General features: G+C 54.5%; 2 tRNA genes. Both read left to right on the top strand.

What is annotated here, in order from left to right:
- Positions 1-92 precede the first annotated feature (92 nt).
- Positions 93-169 (top strand) — tRNA-Arg (locus L975_RS15040).
- Positions 170-216: 47 nt separating this feature from the next.
- A tRNA-His gene (locus tag L975_RS15035) sits at positions 217-289 on the top strand.
- The last annotated feature ends 1 nt before the right edge of the window (position 290 follow it).

The following is a 290-nucleotide window of genomic DNA, read 5'->3' as shown; positions in this document are numbered from 1 at the left end:
GGTGAGTAGCGCAGTCCGGTAGCGCAACTGGTTTGGGACCAGTGGGTCGGAGGTTCGAATCCTCTCTCACCGACCACTATTCAATAGTGAGTGCACCCTTAGCTCAGTTGGATAGAGCAACGGCCTTCTAAGCCGTGGGTCACAGGTTCGAATCCTGTAGGGTGCGCCATTTTACCGCGCCAGTGGTAAAGGTAGTACCAAAAAACACCTTCAGTGGTGGCTGTAGCTCAGTTGGTAGAGTCCTGGATTGTGATTCCAGTTGTCGTGGGTTCGAGCCCCATCAGCCACCC

Source organism: Plesiomonas sp. ZOR0011, assembly GCF_000800945.1.
Classification (GTDB): Bacteria; Pseudomonadota; Gammaproteobacteria; order Enterobacterales; family CAMTGL01; genus Plesiomonas; species Plesiomonas shigelloides.
This window is presented reverse-complemented; position numbering and strand designations above follow the sequence as displayed.